Genomic DNA, 3,040 nt, shown 5'->3' with positions numbered 1-3,040 from the left:
GACGCCGTCGACGGGGAGGTCCTGCCCGGCGGCACGATCCGCACCGGCCGCCGCGGCGATATCGCCGGCTGGCCCGGCTTTGAGGACGGGATCTGGTGGGTCCAGGACGCCGCCGCCGCGGTCCCGGTCCGCCTGCTGGCCCCGAAGGCCGGAGAAACCGTGGTCGACTTCTGCGCCGCGCCGGGCGGCAAGACGCTGCAGCTGTGCGCCGCCGGCGCTGCGGTCGTCGCCCTCGACCGGTCGGACAAGCGCCTGGACCGGCTTCGCGCCAACCTCGCCCGCACCGGCCTGGCCGCCGAGGTCGTGGCCGTCCCGGCCGAGGACTGGGACGACCCGCGCGTCTTCGACGCCGTCCTGCTCGACGCGCCCTGCACCGCCACCGGCACCTTCCGCCGCAATCCGGAAGTCCTGCGCGCCACCAAGCCCGCCGACGTGGCCAAACTGGCCGACGTCCAGCACCGCCTGCTCGACGCCGCCGCCGAACGGGTCAAACCGGGCGGCCGTCTGGTCTATTGCGTCTGCTCGCTGGAGCGCGAGGAGGGCGAGACCCAGATCATCGCCTTCCTGCGCCGCAACCCGGCCTTCAGGACGGCGCCCGCCGTCCCCGCCGACCTCGGCGCCCCCGACGAGGCCCTGACCCCCGAAGGCTGGCTGCGCATCCTGCCCTCGATGTGGGCCGAAAATGGCGGCCTGGACGGCTTCTTCATCGCGCGGCTGGACCGGGTCGGGTAACTTCCTTCTCCCATTGGGAGAAGGTGGCGCGCAGCGCCGGATGAGGGTCGGCTGGCCCCGTCGAAAACCCTGCCATCCCGGACCCTGTCATCCCGGTCATTCCCGGTCGAATGCGACACTCCCGGTCACCCGGAATCTCGCTCCATCACCGCCTGCGTCCGCTTCTGACGCAGGCCCGTGCATACTGGGGAAATGCCCTCGGGGCCTGGTCTTTGACAGCTCCAGAACCCCGCCGCCGCCGTCCAGGCGCGGCGATCCCATGACCGGGACATAGCGCGCACCCGTCCATAAGTTGGAGTCGCGATTTTTTGAGTGCGAACCCTGCCATCCCGCACCCTTCGGCCAGGGTCAGGCCGGCCCGTCGAGCACCGTATAGGTAATCCGCGTCCGCACCCGGAACCCCAGCGTCTCGTACAGGGCGATGGTCGCGGTGTTCGCGGCGTAGGCGTGCAGGAAGGCCTGTTCGCCGCGCTCGAGGATGCGCTGCGTGACCACCCGCATCAGCGCCCCGGCGTAGCCGCGGCCGCGGTGGTCCGGATGGGTGCAGACGCCGGACACCTCGGTGAAGCCGGCCGGCTTCATCCGCTCCCCGGCCATGGCCACCAGCCGACCGTCGGCCTTCACCCCGATGAAGTCGCCCAGCCGGTGGGTCTTCTCGAAGAACGGGCCGGGCACAGTCAGGGTGGCCAGGGCCAGCATCTCCGCCGCGTCGGCCTCGCCCAGCGGTTCGAAGGCGACGGTCCTGCCGCCGCCGTTCAACGAGGCCGCGACCATCTGCACACAGGCGGCGCTGGCCCGCACCACGGCGCCGGGCGGCAAGGGCATGTCCCCGGCCTCGACCAGACCCAGACCGTTCGGAGAAGTGTTGAGCGCGCCCAGCGCCGCCGTGCTCACCGGCGACGCATCGGCCGCCGCCGCGAACAGGGCGTAGTCCGGATCGAAGCGCAACGCTCGGGCATCGCCGAGCGCCAGATGCGCCTGTCGGCTGGTGAGGGCGCTCCACACGGGGCGATCGAGGGGGTGATTCAAGACCATGGCCGACTTCTAACGCCGGCGGCGCCATTCGCCAGAGGGGCTGCCGACGCCGCGTCCGGAAACCGCGTTCAGGCGCGCCAGAAGCCGACGATCCGCTTGACCTCGTCGACCACCGGATCGGCGATGGCGGCGGCCCGCTCGGCGCCGTCCTTCAACACCCGGTCGATCTCGGCCGGATCGGCCATCAGCCGGCGCATCTCGGCGGTGACCGGGGCCATCGAGGCCACGGCCAGCTCGGCCAGCGCCGGCTTGAAGGCGCCGAAGCCCTGACCGCCGAACTGGGCCAGCACCTGTTCCCGCGTCATGTCGGCGAGGGCCGCGTAGATGGTCACCAGGTTCTTCGCCTCGGCCCGGTCCTCCAGCCCCTCGACCGTCTCCGGCAGCGGCTCGGGATCGGTCCGGGCCTTGCGGATCTTGGCGACGATGGCGTCGGCGTCGTCGGTCAGATTGATGCGCGATTGGTCCGACGGATCGGACTTGGACATCTTGGCCGCCCCGTCGCGCAGGCTCATGACCCGCGGCGCCGGCCCCTGGGTCAGCGGCTCCGGCAGGGGGAAGAAGCCCGGCGCATTGAAGTCGTTGTTGAATTTGGCGGCGATGTCGCGGGTCAGCTCCAGATGCTGCTTCTGGTCCTCGCCGGTCGGCACCTCGGTGGCCTTGTAGAGCAGGATGTCCGCCGCCTGCAGCACCGGATAGGTGTAGAGGCCGACCGACGAGCGTTCCTTGTGCTTGCCGGACTTCTCCTTGAACTGGGTCATCCGGTCGAGCCAGCCGAGCCGCGCCACGCAGTTGAAGATCCACGCCAGTTCGGAATGGGCCCGCACCGCCGACTGCGGGAAGATCACCGACTTGGCCGGGTCCAGCCCCGAGGCCAGATAGGCCGCCGCGATCTCGCGCGTCTGGGCGGTCAGCAGGGCCGGGTCCTGCCACACGGTGATGGCGTGCAGGTCGGCCACGAACAGGAAACAGGGCGCGCCGCCGTCCTGCAGCTGGGTGAACCGCTTCAGGGCTCCCAGATAGTTGCCCAGATGCAGGGCGCCGGAGGCCTGGATGCCGCTGAGCACGCGGCGCGGGCCGTCATAGGCGATCGGAACAGGGGAGGAAGTCGGGGCGTCGGACATCAGCGGCAAATGCCCCAGCGGGCCGGCGAGAGCAACCGGAACTCGCGCGGCCGACCTAGCGTCCCCGCCGGATCAGGCCCCGCACCTCGGCCACGGTGACGGCGCGGGTGGCGAAGGCCAGCGCCAGATAGACCAGGCCGCCGGCGCCGGTG

General features: G+C 71.1%; 3 protein-coding genes. 1 reads left to right on the top strand and 2 read right to left on the bottom strand.

What is annotated here, in order from left to right; translation table 11 throughout:
* The coding region (locus tag RDU12_RS14400) for an RsmB/NOP family class I SAM-dependent RNA methyltransferase (protein ID WP_308685317.1) at nucleotides 1-732 on the top strand (732 nt) is incomplete at its 5' end.
* 348 nt (nucleotides 733-1,080) lie between these two features.
* Here RDU12_RS14400 and RDU12_RS14395 read toward each other — a convergent pair.
* A complete protein-coding gene (locus tag RDU12_RS14395) occupies nucleotides 1,081-1,767 on the bottom strand; it encodes a GNAT family N-acetyltransferase (RefSeq protein ID WP_300292572.1) in 687 nt (228 codons plus the stop codon).
* A 68-nt stretch (nucleotides 1,768-1,835) separates the two neighbouring features.
* On the bottom strand, nucleotides 1,836-2,888 hold the full coding sequence (trpS, locus tag RDU12_RS14390; protein ID WP_300292570.1) for a tryptophan--tRNA ligase: 1,053 nt from the start codon (nucleotides 2,886-2,888) through the stop codon (nucleotides 1,836-1,838).
* Between the last annotated feature and the right edge of the window lie 152 nt (nucleotides 2,889-3,040).

This window comes from Brevundimonas sp. (genome assembly GCF_031082345.1).
Classification (GTDB): domain Bacteria; phylum Pseudomonadota; class Alphaproteobacteria; order Caulobacterales; family Caulobacteraceae; genus Brevundimonas.
This window is presented reverse-complemented; position numbering and strand designations above follow the sequence as displayed.

Excerpts from the sequence above, each read along its gene's own strand:
- RDU12_RS14395 (WP_300292572.1), bottom strand. The coding sequence starts at position 1,767 with ATGGTCTTGAATCACCCCCTCGATCGCCCCGTGTGGAGCGCCCTCACC.
- trpS (WP_300292570.1), bottom strand. The coding sequence starts at position 2,888 with ATGTCCGACGCCCCGACTTCCTCCCCTGTTCCGATCGCCTATGACGGC.